The sequence below is a fragment of the Sorangium sp. So ce295 genome (assembly GCF_051527405.1).
Lineage (GTDB): Bacteria > Myxococcota_A > Polyangia > Polyangiales > Polyangiaceae > Sorangium > Sorangium cellulosum_B.
This window is the reverse complement of record NZ_CP150324.1, coordinates 8,326,085-8,342,850: the sequence shown is the minus strand read 5'-3', so window position 1 is coordinate 8,342,850 and position 16,766 is coordinate 8,326,085. Positions and strand designations below refer to the sequence as shown.

The 16,766-nt window shown below is 71.7% G+C and carries 14 protein-coding genes; 8 read left to right on the top strand and 6 right to left on the bottom strand.

All coding sequences use genetic code 11. The annotated features are described in order from the left end of the window. Positions 1 to 21: 21 nt before the first annotated feature. The 5 genes from WMF11_RS31410 to WMF11_RS31390 form a co-directional block, all read right to left on the bottom strand. Entirely contained in the window at positions 22 to 1,155 is a 1,134-nt protein-coding gene (locus WMF11_RS31410; RefSeq protein ID WP_437973358.1) for an SMP-30/gluconolactonase/LRE family protein, read from the bottom strand. Positions 1,156 to 1,800: 645 nt separating this feature from the next. Then, complete coding sequence (locus tag WMF11_RS31405; RefSeq protein ID WP_437973357.1) at positions 1,801 to 3,351, bottom strand: hypothetical protein; 1,551 nt, start codon at positions 3,349 to 3,351, stop codon at positions 1,801 to 1,803. A 123-nt stretch (positions 3,352 to 3,474) separates the two neighbouring features. Continuing rightward, positions 3,475 to 4,557: an ABC transporter substrate-binding protein gene (locus WMF11_RS31400; protein ID WP_437902906.1), complete on the bottom strand. Its 1,083-nt coding sequence runs from the start codon at positions 4,555 to 4,557 to the stop codon at positions 3,475 to 3,477. After that, a complete protein-coding gene (locus WMF11_RS31395; protein ID WP_437973356.1) occupies positions 4,557 to 5,339 on the bottom strand; it encodes an ABC transporter permease in 783 nt (260 codons plus the stop codon). The genes WMF11_RS31400 and WMF11_RS31395 overlap by 1 nt, the downstream gene beginning before the upstream one ends. A 173-nt stretch (positions 5,340 to 5,512) precedes the next feature. Beyond that, the gene (locus WMF11_RS31390) at positions 5,513 to 5,644 is read right to left on the bottom strand and encodes a hypothetical protein (RefSeq protein ID WP_269454198.1); all 132 of its coding nucleotides are present in this window, start codon (positions 5,642 to 5,644) and stop codon (positions 5,513 to 5,515) included. Between the two features lie 479 nt (positions 5,645 to 6,123). Between WMF11_RS31390 and WMF11_RS31385 the strand changes: the two genes are divergently transcribed. The 6 genes from WMF11_RS31385 to WMF11_RS31360 all read left to right on the top strand — a co-directional run bounded on the left by WMF11_RS31385 (position 6,124) and on the right by WMF11_RS31360 (position 12,297). Continuing rightward, a complete protein-coding gene (locus WMF11_RS31385) occupies positions 6,124 to 6,765 on the top strand; it encodes an HAD family hydrolase (protein WP_437542424.1) in 642 nt (213 codons plus the stop codon). 158 nt (positions 6,766 to 6,923) lie between these two features. After that, entirely contained in the window at positions 6,924 to 7,892 is a 969-nt protein-coding gene (locus WMF11_RS31380) for a hypothetical protein (RefSeq protein WP_437973355.1), read from the top strand. A 258-nt stretch (positions 7,893 to 8,150) separates the two neighbouring features. After that, positions 8,151 to 8,678: an RNA polymerase sigma factor gene (locus WMF11_RS31375; protein WP_437708658.1), complete on the top strand. Its 528-nt coding sequence runs from the start codon at positions 8,151 to 8,153 to the stop codon at positions 8,676 to 8,678. Further along, the gene (locus WMF11_RS31370; RefSeq protein WP_437973354.1) at positions 8,675 to 9,448 is read left to right on the top strand and encodes a hypothetical protein; all 774 of its coding nucleotides are present in this window, start codon (positions 8,675 to 8,677) and stop codon (positions 9,446 to 9,448) included. The genes WMF11_RS31375 and WMF11_RS31370 overlap by 4 nt, the downstream gene beginning before the upstream one ends. A gap of 10 nt (positions 9,449 to 9,458) precedes the next feature. Next, positions 9,459 to 10,730 (top strand): glycosyl hydrolase family 8, encoded by a 1,272-nt coding sequence (locus tag WMF11_RS31365; RefSeq protein WP_437542420.1) that lies wholly within the window; start codon positions 9,459 to 9,461, stop codon positions 10,728 to 10,730. A 424-nt stretch (positions 10,731 to 11,154) separates the two neighbouring features. Beyond that, positions 11,155 to 12,297, top strand: a complete 1,143-nt coding sequence (locus WMF11_RS31360; protein ID WP_437973353.1) for a purple acid phosphatase family protein — start codon at positions 11,155 to 11,157, stop codon at positions 12,295 to 12,297. A 39-nt stretch (positions 12,298 to 12,336) separates the two neighbouring features. On the opposite strand, the gene plsY is transcribed toward WMF11_RS31360, so the two are convergent. Continuing rightward, positions 12,337 to 12,984, bottom strand: coding sequence for a glycerol-3-phosphate 1-O-acyltransferase PlsY (plsY, locus tag WMF11_RS31355; RefSeq protein ID WP_437902901.1), 648 nt, complete (start codon positions 12,982 to 12,984; stop codon positions 12,337 to 12,339). Positions 12,985 to 13,164: 180 nt separating this feature from the next. Here plsY and WMF11_RS31350 point away from each other — a divergent pair, with 180 nt between their 5' ends. Continuing rightward, positions 13,165 to 14,442 carry a patatin-like phospholipase family protein gene (locus tag WMF11_RS31350; protein WP_437542416.1) on the top strand — a complete coding sequence of 426 codons (1,278 nt, stop codon included), beginning with the start codon at positions 13,165 to 13,167 and terminating at the stop codon, positions 14,440 to 14,442. A gap of 141 nt (positions 14,443 to 14,583) precedes the next feature. Then, positions 14,584 to 16,761, top strand: a complete 2,178-nt coding sequence (locus WMF11_RS31345; RefSeq protein WP_437973352.1) for an SUMF1/EgtB/PvdO family nonheme iron enzyme — start codon at positions 14,584 to 14,586, stop codon at positions 16,759 to 16,761. Positions 16,762 to 16,766 lie beyond the last annotated feature (5 nt).

The following is a 16,766-nucleotide window of genomic DNA, read 5'->3' as shown; positions in this document are numbered from 1 at the left end:
GGCCGGAGCCCTGGTCTCATCTCAAGGGAGCGACGGCTTCTCGAGCGGATCGGCCTTGTCGCCGACCCAGACCCTCAGCACCCCGAAGTGCGCGGGGTTCGCGGTGAAGCTCGCGTGATTCACGATGAGCAGCGTCTGCGCCGGGTCGTTGAACGCCACGTTGGCGGGGGCGTCGAGGGGGATCTCGTCCCCTGGTGCGCTCTCGATGCGCGATTCCTCGACCCCGTCCTCGTCGAGCACCGAGATCGCGTTGGCCGCCGCGAGCGTGACATAGAGCTTCCCCGACTTGCCGAACGCGAACCCGTCGGGCGCCTCGCCAGCATCGTAGTCGTGGACGAGCTCCAGATCGGCCTCCTCGGGGGCGTCGACGAGGGGGAGCCGGTAGATGGACCCCAGGCTCGTGTCCGAAGGGGAGAACGACACCGAGAAATAGACGTGCTCCCGCTCCGGATCGAGCCGGATCCCGTTCACGCCGATCGGCACGTCGCCGCTGCCGACGAGGGCGGCGCTCTGGAACCAGATCTCCGGCGCGCCGCCCCCGGGCGGGTAGCGGAAGATCGTCGCCTGCAGCGAGTCGGTCACATACGCGTAACCCTCCTCGTCGAAGGCGATATCGTTCGGCAGCGGCGGCGTCGGGAAGAGCGCCGGCGAGCACGCCTCTCCCGGCGCGGCCGTCACGCACGGCGGCAGATCCGGCAGCGGATCGCCGTAGCTCTCCTGGACATATCCGTGTCCAGTCTTCGTGAAGCGCAGAAGGCCGAGCTGCGTGCTGAGCGCGTAGACCCGGCCGTCGTCGTCGACGGCGATGCAGCTCAGCGCATGCTCGTCGGCGAGCGTCTCGCCCGCCAAGACGATCGTGTTCTTCTGGATTTTGGTGTCCCTGTCGAATACGACGATCTTCGACGGGCCTTGACCTGCGGTGCCGAACATCGCTGGGCCGGAGACGTAGACCCGATTCCCATGGACCGCGATGCCTTCGGGGAACCCCGGAGCCGCCGGGACCGTCGCGAACGTCTTGATCTCGCCGTAGCATCCCCCCTGCGCCAGCGCCGGACCCGGGATCAGCGGCGACACCGCGGCGAGGAGCGCCAGCGCGCCGCAAGCCAACCATTTTCCGTTGGAGTGCGATGATTTTGACGTGACGGAATGCGGCATGTTCCCTCCATGGGTCCATGGTTGCTGGACCGGAGTTGTCGGAATAGGCCGCGTCGAGAAGACAAAGTGCAAAGTGCCTGGCTTCGTCAGGCTGACGATGCGGCCATGATAGCTGGAGTATATGCGGTTGAGCGGATTGGCTGTCGAGTCGAAATTCTTCGGTTCATGAAATATCAGGGAGGCCGCTGACATGCTGACCTGCGTCGCGTCATCCGCGTCATATCCGCGTCGCCCGCGTCGCCCGCGTCGCCCGCGTCATGTTTCATATGTGTGTCCGCGTGGTTGCGTGCTTGCGCCCTGACTGCACAGCGCGGTCACGTCAATCCACGTCAGTCCACGTCAGTCCACGTCAGTCCACGTCAGTCCACGTCAGTCCACGTTGATTACGTAGTGTACGTGGCGACGAATGTGTGCAACGGGCGGAGAACGCGTCCTGGTGGCGTGTTGGTGAATGCTGCCGAATGTTCCCGAAGGCCAGATGCGCGTCGGGCGATGCCCTGCCGGCCCGCCGCGCGTGAGCCGACGGGAACGCGCGCGTCGGTTCGTCCGCGAGACGGCGGCGCGAGGGCGTCGCCGTCGACTCGACGGCTCGGCGGGACTGCGCAGCATCTGGCGCGCGGCGGTCCCCGCGGTCGAGGCGTCGCGCTAAGGCTGCGTCGGCCAGGCGACGCGCGTCGGCACCAGCCGGGGCTCGACGGTCCCGTCGCCCAGCTCCCCGTTCCTGTTGTCACCCCAGCAGAGCATCTCGCCCGTGCGCTTGAGCGCGCAGCTGTGGTCATCTCCGAGGGCCAGCTCGACCACGTCGGTCAGCCCGATCGTCTCCGGAAGGAGCCCCGGATCCTGCGTGCCGTTGCCGAGCTGCCCCTTCGCGTTGTCGCCCCACAGGAGCACCTCGCCGCCCGCCAGCACCGCGCCGGAGTGCCTCGCGCCGAGCGAAATCCGGGTCACGTCCACGAGGTCCGGGATCTTCCGCGGAATCGCCTCAGGGTTCACAAGGCCAGTCCCGAGGCGGAACTGCTCTCCCTTGCCCCAGCAGGAGGCCACGCCGCCCGCCGGCGCGGCGCACGTGTGCAAGGCGCCCGCGGCCGTGAGCGCGACGCTGGTGAGGCCCGCCACGGGCTGCGGGGTGTTCTGCTGGTTGAAGTTGCCGAGGCCGAGCTGGCCGCTCTCGTTGTGGCCCCAGCAGTTCATCCTGCGCTCGCCCATCTGCTCGGTCATGCCGGCGCAGGTGTGCGAGAGGCCGGCGCTCACCGAGTCCACGCCGTCCAGCATCACGGTGGGCTCGACCCGATCGACCTCGTCGCCGTAGCCCAGCTGGCCGGAGCTGCCCTCGCCCCAGCAATAGAGCTCGTGCGACGCCGTCACCGCGCAGGTATGGGTCCCGCCGACGGCGACCTGGGTCGCGCCCGCGAGCTCCTTGGCGCGCACGGGGGAAGGGGAGTTCGTCGCCTCGCCGTCGCCGAGCTGACCGCTGTTGCCCGCGCCCCAGCACGCCACAGCGCCGTCGGTCAGCACCGCGCAGGTGTGCGCGCGCCCGGACGAGATGCTCGCCGCGACCCTGGCGGCGCCGCTGAGGCCCGTGACCGGCCTCGGGAACGGTCGATCCTGCTGCAGCGTCCCGTCGCCGAGGTTGCCCCAGGTGTTCCTGCCCCAGCACCAGACCGAGCCGTCGCTGAGCACCGCGCACGTGTAATCCGTGCCGGCGGCGATGTGCGTGGGCACGACGCAGGCGCCCCGCACGCACTGGCCGCCGCAGGGCTTGTCGCACCTGCCGCAGTGCGCGGTGCTCGTGAGCAGGTCCACCTCGCAGGCGTTCTCGGGGTCCTTGTCGCAGTTGCCGCGGTTCTCCTCGCACGCCGGCGACTGGCAGACCCCGTCCTGGCAGGTCGGCTCGCCGCCGATGGTCGGGCAGGCGACGTCGCAGGCGCCGCAGTGCCGCGTGTCCGTCATCGGGTCGACGCATGCGTCGCCGCAGACCATGCCGCCTCCAGGACACCCGCCGCCGCCCCCGCCGCTCCCGCCGCTCCCGCCGCCGGTGCTCGAGCTCGTCGACGCGTCGGGCGGGCGCACCGTGAACTCGTCGCCGCACGCGGCAAAGGCGATGGCGACGGCGACGGCGGCAGGCACGTACGCCGCCGCGAGGGGCAGCGAGGCGAACGGGAGCCGGCTGGCCCGAGGTCGATGCGTGGAAGCCATGGAGGGCGTTCTTCCCTTGCGTTGAGGCGCGGCTGCGCCACGAGGCGCGGCGTGCGACATTCTAGACGAAGTCGCGGGCCGAGATCTCTCGCCGCGCGTCGCGCCGCGCGCCTGTCGCGCCGCTCAGCGCGTCGCGACGAGCACCTCGTCGATCGGCGGCGCCTTCTCGAGCACGCCGAGGTCCACGAGCTGCTTCGCGAGCGTCTCCCAGCGCTCGCTGGTCATCACGCCGAGGCCCTTCTCCTTGGTCTCGGTGGTCTCGATCAGCGGCCGCTGCGCCTCGGCCGCGGCGACGAAGGTCTCCGCGTCCATCGAGGTGTTGAGCTTGGCCATGATCTCGTTGGACCGCGTCGGATCCTGGAGGTATGTGCGCCAGCCCTCGCGCGTCGCGCGGACGAACGCGCGGACGCGCTCCGGGTTCTCCTTCCAGAGGGCTGCGCGCGTGATCACGACCACGACGTACGGGTTGAACCCCTCGCTGGCCACCAGGAACGCGGCGGGATCGCTCCCCTTGCGCTTGGCCGCGATCGGCTCGGCGGTGATGAAGCACTGCTGGGAGAAGTCCTTGTCGGCGACGAAGCGGGCGACGCCGCCGTCGTACGGCACGACCTTCACCTTGTTGAATCCGTACTTCTTCTTGAGGTACGCGGCGTAAGGCAGCCCCGGCTCGATCGCGAGCGTGCCCGACTTGAGGATGTCGGCGATGCTCTTCGCGCCGCGGCTCTCGTGGGTCATGATGGCCTGCGGCGAGGTCTGGAACACGGCGAAGAGGGGGAGCACGTCCGCGCCGCGGGCGCGGGCGGTGAGCACCTCGTCGGCGCCGGAGATGCCGAAATCCACCTGCCCGCCGGCCACCATCTGGACGACCGGCACGCCGGCGCCGCCGCCGAGGATCTCGACATCGAGCCCCTCCTTGGCGAACGCGCCCGACTCGCGCGCGGCGTAGAACCCCCCGAACTCGGGCTCCGGGACCCAGTTGAGGGCGAGCTTCACCTTCGCGGCCGGCGCGTTCTGGGCGGGCGCGGCCGGCGCGCTCTGCGAAGGCGCGGCCGGCGCGCTGCCTTGCGGGGACGCGGACGAGGCGCGCCCGTCGCCCTCCGGCGCCTGCGAGCGCGAGCAGGCGGGGGCGAGGAGGGGGACGGCGGCGAGGGAGGCGAGGCGTGCGAGCTGTCGGAGGAACAACCGGCGGCTGTCGGGGAAGTGCATCAGCGATTGATCTCCGAAGGATGCCAGCGCCGCAAGAGCCGCCTGCCGGCGAGGTCGACGGCGCCGAACAGCGCGAGGCCGAGCCCGGAGGCGAGCAGCACGGCGGCGAAGAGCAGATCCGTGCGCAGCTGGCGGTAGGCGGAGAGGACCAGGATGCCCAGGCCGGCGGCGTCCTCCGAGAAGCCGGCGACGAACTCTCCGACGATCGCGCCGATGACGGCGAGGCCCGCCGCGATCCGGAGCCCCGTCACGAGGTGGGGGAGCGCCGAGGGCAGCTCGAGCTTGCGGAGCGTGGCGAAGCGGCCCGCCCCGTAGAGCCGGAAGAGATCCCGCAGCGCGGGCTCGACGGAGCGCAGGCCCGCGAGCGTGTTCGCGATGACAGGGAACACGGAGACGATGAACGCCGAGACCGCGACCGCGCGCAGGCCGGGGCCGCACCAGAGCACGAGCAGCGGGGCGATGGCGACGATCGGGACGGTCTGCAGGAAGACGGTATAGGGGTAGAGCGCCCTCTCGAGCGGGCGCGACGAGGCGAGCGCGATGGCGGCGAGCACGCCGACCGCGGCGCTGAGGAAGAAGCCCGCGAGCGCGGCCTTCGCCGTCGTGACGGCGCCAGCGAGCAGGGCGGCGGCGTTCACCGCGCCCGCCCGCGCCACGTCCGAGGGGGGCGGCAGGAGGTAGGCAGGGACGCTGAGCGCTCGGGCGAGCGCCTCCCAGAGCGCCAGCAGGATCACGAGCGCGGCGAGCGGCGGCGCGACGGCTTGGAGCGGGGTGGGTCGCACGGCTCGGCCCTCTCTAGCGCGAGGCCGCCGCGCCAGGAAGATGCTGCGGTGGAAGAAATCAGGCTCGTCCGTGGCCCGGCGCCGAGCGACGCGCGCGCCGAGCCACGGGAGAGGTGAGGAGCTCTGTCGAAGCGGGGTGTGAGCCGCGCCGAGCGCGGCCCCGCTCGGTCCGGCTACTTGCCCTTCTTGGCGGGCGCGGCCGGAGCAGGCGACGCCTTGGCGGTCGCGGCTGCCTTCTTCTGGTTCTTCTCCGCCGTGTCCTGCTTCTTCTGTCGCTCTTTGGCCTTCGGAGATTTGTCACCCATGGGAGCACCGCCTCGGTGGATGCGTTGGTGTTATCCGCCTTGACCGAGGCTAGCACCATCCCTGGTGGCGCAGTCACGAACTTTGTCCCTCGCGAGCGCTTATGTCTCCGCTTCTCCGCGTCTGGTCTCGCCTCGCCTCGCCTCGCCTCGCCTCGCCTCGCCTCGCCTCGCCTCGCCTCGCCTCGCCTCGCCTCGCCTCGCCTCGCCTCGCCTCGCCTCGTCTCGCCGCCTCGTCGGTTTGTCTCCGGGTTGCGTCTCCCACCGACAGGCAGGGCGGCAGGGAAACCGTCGATGCGCTCGGCTGGGACCCTTGCTGGTTCCGGCGGATGGGTGGCCGTCGCGGGCGTCCACGACGTGAATCGCGCCGGCGTGGCGCTCGCGTGCGCGCGTCCTTCCGATCGGTGAGAGGCCGAAGCGTGGCGCCCGCTTCCGCCGGGCTCGCTTGCCGGCATCGAGGGGCGGCGCTACGAAGGCCCGGCGTGTTCAAGGCCATCCTCTGGGACAACGATGGAGTCCTCGTCGACACCGAAGGGCTTTACTTCCAGGCAACGCGCGAGACGATTGCGTCGGTCGGCGTCGATCTCACCATCGACGACTATCGCCAGCTGTTCCTCGTCGAGGCGCGCGGCGCCTGGCACCTCGCCAGCGCTCGCGGGGTCGACGAGGCGGGCGTGCGGCGGCTGGCCGACGAGCGGGATCGCCGGTACCTCGAGCTCGTGGCGGGCGGAGACACGCTGTTGCCGGGCGTGCGAGAGGTCGTCACGGAGCTCGCCGCGCGCTTTCGCATGGCGATCGTCACGAGCAGCAAGCCCGAGCCGTTCCACCGAGCGCACGCGGCGACGGGCCTCCTGCGGTGGTTCGAGTTCGCGCTCACGCGCGATCAGTACGCGCGCGCCAAGCCGGATCCCGAGCCGTACCGGATCGCCTGCGAGCGGCTGGGGCTCGCGGCGCGCGATGTCCTCGTGATCGAGGACTCCGAGCGCGGGCTCCGGTCGGCCAAGGCCGCGGGCCTGACGTGCTGGGTCGTCCCGTCGCCGCTGACGGCGCCGTCGGACTTCACCGGCGCGGACGCGGAGCTCGGATCGCTGCGCGCGGTGCTCGCGCGCCTCCGAGGAGCGTGAGCGCGACCTCGCGTTCGCGCGATGAGGCAGCTCACAGCGCCTGTGTGTGTGCGCGCCGCCACCCCGCCGCGTCGCCCCCTGGATTTTTGCACGCAGCACATCTGCTGGGTGCATGACCATCTGGCGGTTTGCGAACAGTTCGTGGCACCTTCGGGCCCGTGGCTTCCGGTGACGGCATCTCGCTCATCGAGCTCGTCGTCCTCGGTTGGTCCTCGGCCACCGCGGCGCCGGCGCCGATCCCTATTCGCATCGACTTCGATGCCCCGGCGGACTGCTCGACCGCCGACCAGTTCTACGAGGGCCTCCGTGCGCGGTCGGACCGCGTGCGCCTCGCGGCGGACGGAGAGGACGGCTGGGGTGTCCGCGTCCGGCTGAGCCGCGGCGGGGCTGGGGTCCACGGCGAGCTGCGCGTCGTTCACGCGGGCGGCGAGACCGACACGCGCACCGTCGATGCCACGTCGTGCGACGTCGTGGTCCAGGCGCTCTCGCTCACCGCGGCGCTCTCGCTCGACGAGGTGGTCGAGGTGACCGCGCCCCTCGCTCCCCCTGCGCCGCCGCCGCCCGCTGCCCCCCCTGCGCCGCCGGTCGCCCCGCGAGAGGCGCCGCCGCTCAAGTTCGCGCTCGGCGCGCACGCCGTGGTGACCCACGTCGTCGCACCTCATGTGAGCCTGGGCGGCGCCCTCGGCGCCCGGGTGACCCCGCACGTCGAGGGCCCGTTGAGCCCTTCGTTCGGCCTCTCGCTGATGTACGCCCGGAACGACCTGCTGTCGGGCGGCGACAGCGTCCTCATCCAGTGGGCGGCTGCGGCCCTCTCCGCGTGCCCGGTGCGCTGGCAGCTCGGCCCTGTCGTCAGCGCAGAGCCGTGCGTCGTCGCCGCCGGCGGCTGGCTCGCGGCGGCGGGACGAGGTATCTCGAACCCGGAGTCCGTCGTGCGATCGTGGTGGAGCGCGGGAGGCTTCGCGCGCGCCGCTGCGCTCCTCGGCGGGGGGACCGCCCTCGAGCTCGAGGCCGGCGTCCTCGTGCCGCTCGTTCACCGGCGGTTCACGATGGGGTGGTCTGCAGAAACCGTCGGCGAGACGCCGGCGATCTCGCCGCTCGTTGGCGTTGGAATCGTGCACAACTTCTAAGCCAGGATTCTGTGATCACTCCGACTCGCGCTGGGAATTATGACCCATGCACGGCATCCGGAAGCTGGGCCGCAGGCGCGCTGCCCCCCCCGACCCGAGGACAATGTTCCGCTCTGGCTGTCGCCCATTGCTTCCGGGTAGAGTCCGTTCTTCACTGGTCTCATGCCTCGCCTCGCGGTGAGCATGGTTGCCGACGTCATGACATCGCCTGCTTTGCCTGACAGCGAGCCGGCGAGCGTTGCTCCATCGGCGGCAAACGTGAAGCAGCGGGACGCGCGCCTGCGACGGATGGTGGACGCTCATCTTGACTTCATCGGGCGGGTGCTCCGCAACGCGGGGACCCCTGCTGCCGAGATCGACGATGCGGTGCAGCGCACCTTCATCGCCGCCGCGCAGCGGCTGGACGACGTCCGGCCGGGCGCCGAGAAGAGTTTTCTTCTCCAGACCGCGCTTCACGTAGCCGCCCACGCGCGCCGCAGCGCCGCGCGCCGGCGAGAGTTCCCCGCGGCCGAGCCGCCGGAGGTTGTGGACGCTGCGACACCCGAGCAGCTCACCAGCCAGAAACACGCGCGACAGATGCTCGATCAGGTCCTCGACCAGATGGAGTCCGATCTGCGGACCGTGTTCGTGCTGTACGAGTTCGAGGAGATGAGCATGGTGGAGATCGCCGGCGTGCTGGGGATCCCGCAGGGCACCGTGGCCTCTCGGCTGCGAAGGGCCAGGGCCGATTTTCGTGAGCGCGTCCGCGCGCTGGAGCTCGTTTCGACGAGCGAGGTGAGACGATGATGGAACCACGTCGCCTACTGGAGGAGAGCGACAACCCGCTCGAACGCGCGCTGCTGAGCGCAGGCGCGTCGTATCCCACGTCACCGGAGACGCGCGCGAAGACGCTGGCCGCGCTGGGGCTCGCCGGCGCTGCCGCCCTCTCGGCCAGCGTGGCGGCGCCTGCGGCGCTCTCCGCTGCAGGGGTGTCCGCGACGTCCTCGTCGCTCGCCATGAAGCTCGGCTGGACCAAGATCCTCGTCGCGCTCTCGACGGTGGGCATGCTCGCCGGCATCCCGGCGGGCTACCTCGCCTGGCGCGGGCAAGACGCGCCGGACGTCACCGCGGCGCACCGCTTCGGCCCCGCGCTCGCCGACCCGGTCGCGCAGACGGCGGCGCAGCCAGTGCAGGCGCCTGCCTCGGCGCCAGCGCCGGAGGAGGCTCTCGCGGAGGAGACGATGGCCCCGGCGCTCGCGGGGGGCAGCAGCGCTGCGGCCACGAGGCTCGATCCGAAGCCGTCCGGTCCCCGCGCCCTGGAGGCGGAGCTCGGCGCGCTGGACGCGGCGCGCACGATGCTCGCGAGCGGGAACGCGCGAGGCGCGCTCTCGCTCCTGGACGCCTACTCCAGGGCGCATCCGCGCGGGCGGCTGAGCCTCGAGGCCGAGGTCCTGCGGATCGACGCGCTCGCGAAGAGCGGCCGCGCCGATGCTGCCTCGCAGCGCGCCGCGGCATTTCTTCGCCGGCATCCGAACAGCGTGCTTGCTTCCCGGGTACGGCGCTATGTAAACAACTAAACTCTGGGTCATGCGTCGCCCTGCCCTCCTCCGTTCGTTCCGCGCAGCTTCCGGCGTCGCCGGTGCCTGGATGGCGGTGTGTGTGCTGCCTGGGTGTGTGACCACGGTGGATTCGCTCGGCTACGACCGGATGAGCAGCGATGAGCTCGGCCCGCTGACGGGCCCCTCCGAGTACCCCAACGCGTTCCGTGACGTGCTCGGCAAGACGGACGAGGAGATCGCGGCCAAGATCGCGGACAGCTTCGATCAGCTCTTCTACGGCGATCGCGACGAAGAGACCGTCTACTACCAGGTGCCCGGCACCGAACAGGCCTACATCTGGGACGACTACCACAATAACGTGCGCTCCGAGGGCATCGGCCTCGGGATGATCATCACCGTCGAGCTCGACAAGCGAGACGAGTTCGACCGGATCTGGAGATACGCCAAGTCCACACTCCAGCTCAAGTCCGGTCCCGGCCAGGGATATCTCGTGTCATGGTGCGACGTCCCGGGGGGCATGCCGATGGCGTGCTTCGATCCCTTTGGCCTCCAGCAGGTCGCGATGGCGCTGTTCTTCGCCCACGGCCGCTGGGGGAGCGACACCGGGACCATCGACTACGGGCGGGACGCGATCGCCCTGCTCGAGGTGATGCGCCACAAGGAGGCCCTGAACGGGGGGGTCGTCTCGGGGTTTACCAACACGTTCGATTCGACGACGAAGCTCGTCTACGACTACCCGCACGTCTCGGTGGCGGACGTCACCCGTCCCTCCATCGAGATGCCCGCCTATTACGAGCTCTGGGCGCAGGCCATGCGCGACCCCTTCTGGTCCGAGGCCGCCGCCAGCGCGCGCATCCACTGGCAGGGGGCCGCGCACCCGAGCACCGGGCTCATCCCGGTGCGCGCCCACTTCGACGGCACGCCGGTGCTCAACTGGGACTACTTCGGCTCCGAGGCCTACCGCACGCAGCTGAGCCTCGCGCTCGACCACGTCTGGTTCGGCGTCGACCCGTGGCAAGTGGAGGAGGCGGACCGGCTGCTCGGGTTCTTCTCGAAGCTGGGCATCGACAAGTACGGCGCGGTCTTCAAGATCAACGGCGCGATGCTCAGCGCCACGCCCGAGTCGGCGCTCATCTTCATGAACGGGGTCACCGGGCTGATCGCGACGAACGACGATCGCGCCGACTACATCGAGGCCGTGTGGACGACGCCGCCGGCGACCGGGGAGACCCGCTACTTCTCGAGGTTGCTCCACATGCTCTCGCTGCTGGTGCTGAGCGGGCAGTTTCGCGTGTACTGAGCCGGCGCGCGGGATCCCCTCTCGATGGAGCGGGCGGACGACAGCGAGCGGCGTGCGAGAGCTCACGAGGCTTCTCCCTGGCGAACGTCGAACCAGAGGAAAGCGGCGAGCGCTGCGCATCGGTACAGGCTCGGGGCAGGAGGCGTCGCTCGGATCAGGTTGGCTCCGTTGTCAACATTGAAAGTGATATTCAAATTCGGTAGGTGGTCTGTCGGAAGGGGAGGGGGATCCGGGGGGCGGATCGGGGATCAGCGCGCGCGTCGCGGCGATGGCTCCGGCCGGTCCGCGGCGCGGATACCGTGTTGACGCCTGTGTCCGGTCTGGGTGGAAGAGCTGGTGTGCTCTGGGCTGCCGGCGCGCCGGGGCGAACAAAGCTTTGGGCGGGTGATCATCGGAGACCGGCGTTGGTTACAATGAGCGCCAGATGAAGCCTCTCCGCGCAGCTCGTCCTCTCGCGATCTCCACGAAGTCCGTTGTTGCCCTCGTCCTCTCCGCGTCGCCGGCCGTCGCGTTCGGCGCGGGCTGCGGCGTGGCGGACAGCGTGCCGATCCCGATCGCGGGAGCGCACGATGGGACAGGCGATGAGCTGACCAGCACGGGCGCGGCGAGCATCGGCGCCGGGCCGAGCGGCGGGAGCGCCGCGGGCCCCGGAGCGGGCTCGGGCTCGGGCCGCGAAGAGGCCATCGGGGCCGTCGTCTCTCGCCATGATGTCGTCAGGATCCTCGCCATCGGCGACACCGGCGAGGGAAACCTCGCGCAGAACCAGGTCGCCGATCGGATGAGCGAGAAGTGCATCGAGGTCGGGGGCTGTCACGCCGTCATGATGAACGGCGACAATTTCTACGACCACGGCGTGGTCGACACGATCGATACGCAGTGGGGCCCCAAGTTCGAGCAGCCCTACGACAGGCCGGGGCTGAACGGCCTCCCGTTCTACGCGGTGCTGGGGAACCACGACTACGGCCCCAGCAGCAGCGGCGTGCGGCAAGCGCAGATCGACTATTCGCAGCTGCCCGTGGGCGACGGGCCCGGCATGCGGCTGACCGCCAAGTGGCACATGCCCGCCTCGTATTACGACGTTCGCGTCGGCGACGTCCATCTCTTCGGGATCGATACCGTCGACTTCACCTCCGATGACCAGGCGCGCGACATGAGCGCGCGGGTCGCCGCCTCGGACGCCACGTGGAAGATCGTCTTTGGCCATCACCCCCGCTACACGTCCGGAGTTCACGCCTCGGACAACCCGTCGCTCGGGATGAGCGGGATGTTCGCCCTGCAGCAGGCCGTCTACTGCAAGGCCGACATGTACATGGCCGGCCACGACCACAACCTCGAGTTCATCGACAAGGGGCGAGACGAGGGCTGCCCGAACACCTATTTCCCCATCAGCGGCGCCGGCTCGAAGACCCGCCCGGTCTCCTCCTCGGTCCCGACCGAGCGGGGGCAGCTCTTCTTCACGGACAAGACCGAGGGCTTCGCCTACCTGCGGTTCGAGGGGAGGAACCTGCTGTTCGAGTTCATCGACAAACAAGGCGCGGTGATCTTCACGAAGACCATGACCAAGTGAGCGAGCGCCGCGCTCGGCGGCCGAGCGACGCCGTGGCCGTCAGCGGCGCTCGCCGTCGCGCGGCGGGCCGTCGCGCTCGTCGTCGCGCCGCCTCCCGAACGAGATCGTGCTCTCGGTGCCCGCGAGCATCCGCCGGATGTTCGGGATGTGCTTGAGCCAGACGAGCGCTGCGAGGAGCAGCGAGAGGCAGAGGGCCGGGGCGCCCCGCTCGCCGAGGAGCCAGAGGAAGAGGGGCAGGGCGAGGGCGCCGGCGAGGGAGCCCGCCGAGACCATGCGGGTCGCCCGCACGACGACCGCGAAGACGGCCAGCGTGGCGAGCGTGGACCGCGGCGCCAGCACGAGCAGGACACCGCAGGACGTCGCGACGCCCTTGCCGCCCCGCATCCCGAGGAAGACCGTGTAGTCGTGGCCCAGCACCGCGGTGAGGCCGCCCGCCGCGGCGACCCACCCGCCCGGCGCGACGGAGAGCCACGACGCGAGGGGCCCGGCCACGAGCGCGCCCTTCGCCACATCCGCGGCGAGGACGGCCAGGCCAGGCCCCCAGCCGAAGGCGCGCAGGACGTTCGTCGCGCCGATGTTCCCCGAGCCGACCTCGCGGAGGTCGACCCCTTTGACGAACCGGCCGAAGAGGTAGCCTGTCGGGATCGCTCCGAGGAGGTAGGCAAGGGCCAGGTAGATTGCCGTCATTCGCCGTCAACGCGCGCCTCCATGCCCGCGCTCAGGGCGGGTGTAGCACGCGCGCGCCGGGTTGCGCGCGCGCCGGGTTGCGCGCGCGCCGGGTTGCGCGCGCGCCGGGTCGAGCGCGCTCCGGGTCGAGCGCGCGCCAAAGGGCCCATGTCGCGATGGCGATCATGGTACTCTGCGACGATGGCTGACCTGGCGCCCGTCTCGACCCGGAGTGGCCGCGCCCCCAAGATCGCGCTCGTCCTGGCCGGCGGAGCGGCGCGCGGCGCTTACGAGGTCGGCGTGGTGCAGCACATCCTCGAGGACGTCTCTCGCGATCTCGGCCGCGAGGCGCCGCTCGACATCCTGTGCGGCACCTCGGTCGGCGCCATCAACGTCTGCGGGCTCGCCGCGTTCGCGGACGAGGCGCGGAGCCGCGCGCGGCGGCTCGCCGGGGTGTGGACGCGCCTGCGCATCGACGATCTCGTGCGCCTCGACGTGCGCGGCGTGCTCGCGGTCGGGCACGACCTGCTCCGCGGGGGCGCCGCGAGCGCGCCCGCGAGCGGCGGCCGCGCCGCGCTCCTCGACACGTCGGGCCTCGAGCGGCAGATCGCGGAGGCCGTGCCCTTCGAGCGGATCGACGGCCACCTCGAGAGGGGGCTCCTGTCGGCGCTGACCGTGTCGACGACGCTGGTCAAGAGCGGCCGCACCGTCGTCTTCGTCCACCGCCGCGAGCCCGGCCTGCCGCCCTGGAGCCACGACCCGACGATCTCCCCGCGCGCCACCGCGATCCGCGCGCAGCACGCGCTCGCCTCGTCCGCGCTCCCCATCCTGTTCCGCCCGGTAAACATCGACGGAGAGCTCTACTGCGACGGCGGGCTGCGCCAGAACGTCCCGCTGTCGCCCGCGCGGCGCCTCGGGGCCGACGGCGTGATCGTGGTCAATCCGCGGTACATCGAGCCCGCGTCGAGCGCGGCCGAGCGCGACGCGCCGGGCTTCCCCGGGCCCCTCTTCCTGCTCGGCAAGACGCTGAACGCGCTGATGCTCGACCGGATCGACAACGACCTGGCGCGGCTCGAGAGCATCAACGGGATCCTGGAGGCGGGGCGGCGGCGCTATGGCGAGGGCTTCATCGGCGAGCTCAACGACGAGCTCGGGCTGCCGCCGGGGCGCGCGCTCCGGCCGATGCGGTCGCTGCTCATCCGCGCCTCCAAGGACATCGGCAGCCTGGCGGCGGAGTTCGTGCGATCCCCGGCGTTCCGCGCGCGGGCCACGAGCGTGCTCGGCCGCGTGATGCGGCGCCTCGCCGAGGGAGACGAGCAGCGCGAGGCCGACTTCCTGTCCTACCTGCTGTTCGACGGGGAGTTCGCGGGGCGGCTCATCGAGATAGGCCGCGCGGACGCGCGTGCGCGGCACGAGGAGCTGTGCGCGTTCTTCGAGCGGGCGCTGAGGCCGGGCGGGTTCGAGGAGCGGGCGCCCTGAGGGGGCCTGGAGACACAGGCACGCACTGGATCCGTCCGGATCCTCTCGGGCGCGGAGGCTCAGACGGCATGGGGCGCTCGGCGCCTGTCTCGGCGCGAGCTCCGCGCGGCCGGGGCGCCCGGTGTAGACTCGCGCCGCGAGATGGCACCTTCGGATCCCTTCGGCTGGGTGGGCGCGACGATCGGCGGCAAGTACCGGCTCGACGCCGTGGTCGGCGAGGGCGGGTTCGGCGTCGTCTACCGCGGCCAGCACCTCGGGTTCGACGAGCCGGTCGCGGTCAAGTGCCTGAAGCTGCTCGGATCGCTGGCCCCGGCGGAGCGCGCGTCGTTCCAGCGGATGCTCCTCGACGAGGGGCGGCTCCTCCACCGCCTCTCCCGGGCGAGCGCCGGCATCGTGCAGGCCCTCGACACCGGCGCCGCGGTCTCGCCGTCGGGCGAGTGGACGCCGTATCTCGTGCTCGAGTGGCTCCACGGCGTGCCGCTCGACCGCGAGATCGCCGAGCGGCGCGCCCGCGGCGAGGCGGCGCGCCCGCTCGCCGAGGCGGTCGCCCTCCTCGCGCCCGCGGCGTACGCGCTCGATGTCGCGCACGCGCAGGGCGTCGCCCACCGCGATGTCAAGCCGGCCAACCTGTTCCTCGCGGAGATCGGCGGCCGGCGCACGATGAAGGTGCTGGACTTCGGCATCGCCAAGGTGCTCGGCGAGCTCTCGAGCATGACGCAGGCGATGGCCGAGACAGGGAGCGCGCTCCGGGCCTTCACCGTCCATTACGGCGCGCCGGAGCAGTTTCACCACCGCTTCGGCGCGACCGGGCCGTGGACCGACGTCTTCGCGCTCGCCCTGGTGCTCATCGAGGTCGCCTCGGGCAACCGCGCCCTCCTCGGGAGCGACGTTACGCAGCTCTACATCGCCGCGACCGATCCGGCGTTCCGCCCGAGCCTGCGCGGCGCGGGCGTGAGCGCGCCCGACGCCGTCGAGGCGGTGGTGAGCCGGGCGCTCGCGATTGACCCGCGGGAGCGCTACCGCACGGCAGGCGAGCTCTGGGGAGCGCTCGAGGCCGCGATGGCGACGGCCGCGCCCGCCGGCGCGGTCGCGCTCGCAGCGGGCAGCCCGTCCGCGGGCGCGGCGCCCGGCGCTGCGGCGCTGGGCGTGTCGGGGACAGCGCGCGTGGCTGCCGGCCCTGCCGCGCTGGGCCTGGCGGACACGGCGCAACCGCCGGCCGCGCTCCCTGCGCATGAAGGCGGCGCGCTCGCGTCCACGTCCATGGACGGCGCGCCTGCGCCCGCCGGGACCGCGCTCGCCGGCGCGCCGCCCGCGCCATCCCTCACGACGATGCGTGGCCTGGCGACGAGCGCGCCGCCGCAGGCAGCCCCGCAACCGGCGTCGCCCCCTCCCACGCCCCAGGCCGCCAGGGCCGCCCCGCGGCGGCGCCTGTTGCCCGCGCTCGTCTCGGCGGCCGCGCTGGCCGCGGCCGGCGCAGGCGCCGTCGCGTTCGTCCGCCACCGCGCCCCCGACGATGCGCCGCCGGCGCGCGCGCTCGGCGGCCTGACCGCGCCCCCGGTGAAGGCGCCGTCCCCGCCCGACATGGTCCGGATGCCGGCGGGCCGCTTCACGATGGGCAGCGCGAAGGGCGGCAAATCCGAGCGCCCGCCCCACGAGGTGACGCTCACCCGCGCGTTCGACGTCGATCGCACCGAGGTGACGGTCGCCGCCTACCAGCGCTGCGTCGACGCGGGCCGGTGCACGCCGAGCGGCCTGCACGGCCCCCGCGCGACCGACGCCGACGTCGAGCAGCGCGGCGCGCTCTGCACGGCGGCGGATCCCGCGAAGTCGCAACACCCGATCTCGTGCGTCGACCAGGCGCAGGCGGCCGCGTACTGCGCCTTCGCCGGCAAGCGGCTCCCGACCGAGGCCGAGTGGGAATACGCCGCGCGCGGCGCCGACGGCCGCGAGTACCCGTGGGGCAACGAGCCGCCAGGGTGCGCGCACGCGGTCGTATCCCGGTCTCCTGGGCAGGGCTGCGGCGGGCGCGGCAGGGGCACCCAGGAGGTCGGCTCGGCCAAGGCCGGAGCGAGCCCGTCGGGCGCGCTCGACATGGCGGGCAACGTCTGGGAGTGGGTGGCCGACGGCTGGGACCCAGGCGTGTATGCCAGAGGCGCCCAGACAGATCCCCAGGTGCCGGCGACCGGCAGCAAGGGCGTGCTCCGGGGGGGATCGTGGGACTTCTCCGCCAGCACGGCGAAAGCGACGTTCCGCCTGGCGTATGATCGTGAGGCAGGTGACGTCTCGACCGGGTTTCGCTGCGTTCGCTCGGTCGATTGAACACG

What these genes read in the sequence shown, in the direction of transcription:
- WMF11_RS31410 (WP_437973358.1), bottom strand. Translation starts at nt 1,155, where the DNA reads ATGCCGCATTCCGTCACGTCAAAATCATCGCACTCCAACGGAAAATGG.
- WMF11_RS31405 (WP_437973357.1), bottom strand. Translation starts at nt 3,351, where the DNA reads ATGGCTTCCACGCATCGACCTCGGGCCAGCCGGCTCCCGTTCGCCTCG.
- WMF11_RS31400 (WP_437902906.1), bottom strand. Translation starts at nt 4,557, where the DNA reads ATGCACTTCCCCGACAGCCGCCGGTTGTTCCTCCGACAGCTCGCACGC.
- WMF11_RS31390 (WP_269454198.1), bottom strand. Translation starts at nt 5,644, where the DNA reads ATGGGTGACAAATCTCCGAAGGCCAAAGAGCGACAGAAGAAGCAGGAC.
- WMF11_RS31370 (WP_437973354.1), top strand. Translation starts at nt 8,675, where the DNA reads ATGATGGAACCACGTCGCCTACTGGAGGAGAGCGACAACCCGCTCGAA.
- WMF11_RS31365 (WP_437542420.1), top strand. Translation starts at nt 9,459, where the DNA reads ATGCGTCGCCCTGCCCTCCTCCGTTCGTTCCGCGCAGCTTCCGGCGTC.
- WMF11_RS31360 (WP_437973353.1), top strand. Translation starts at nt 11,155, where the DNA reads ATGAAGCCTCTCCGCGCAGCTCGTCCTCTCGCGATCTCCACGAAGTCC.
- plsY (WP_437902901.1), bottom strand. Translation starts at nt 12,984, where the DNA reads ATGACGGCAATCTACCTGGCCCTTGCCTACCTCCTCGGAGCGATCCCG.
- WMF11_RS31350 (WP_437542416.1), top strand. Translation starts at nt 13,165, where the DNA reads ATGGCTGACCTGGCGCCCGTCTCGACCCGGAGTGGCCGCGCCCCCAAG.
- WMF11_RS31345 (WP_437973352.1), top strand. Translation starts at nt 14,584, where the DNA reads ATGGCACCTTCGGATCCCTTCGGCTGGGTGGGCGCGACGATCGGCGGC.